Origin of the sequence: Lentzea sp. NBRC 102530 (assembly GCF_030269365.1) — a bacterium.
In the GTDB taxonomy this organism is placed as follows: domain Bacteria; phylum Actinomycetota; class Actinomycetes; order Mycobacteriales; family Pseudonocardiaceae; genus Lentzea.
This window is the reverse complement of sequence record NZ_BSTF01000069.1, coordinates 1-255: the sequence shown is the minus strand read 5'-3', so window position 1 is coordinate 255 and position 255 is coordinate 1. Positions and strand designations below refer to the sequence as shown.

General features: G+C 67.5%; 1 protein-coding gene. It reads left to right on the top strand.

Annotation, left to right across the window (positions count from 1 at the left end; translation table 11 throughout):
* Positions 1-250, top strand: a 250-nt coding sequence (locus QSK25_RS45320; RefSeq protein ID WP_502881965.1) for a phosphatase domain-containing protein, incomplete at its 5' end; no start/stop codon positions are given.
* Between the last annotated feature and the right edge of the window lie 5 nt (positions 251-255).

The following is a 255-nucleotide window of genomic DNA, read 5'->3' as shown; positions in this document are numbered from 1 at the left end:
GGCGGAGGCGACCCGCCGGTGGCTCACGGAACGAGGCTTGCCGCTGGGCGAACTGGTGATGCAGCCGCAGGGCGACAAGAGACCAGCTCGGGTGGTCAAGCTTGAACGAATGCACGAACTTCAGCGCTACCGCGAGGTGGTCCTGATCGTGGACGACGATCCCCGCGTCGTCAGGGAACTCCGCGACGCCGGCCTTCCGGTCTTCCACGCCACCTGGTCACCCTGGTCCCCGGCGCTGGGCAACCAGTGAGAACC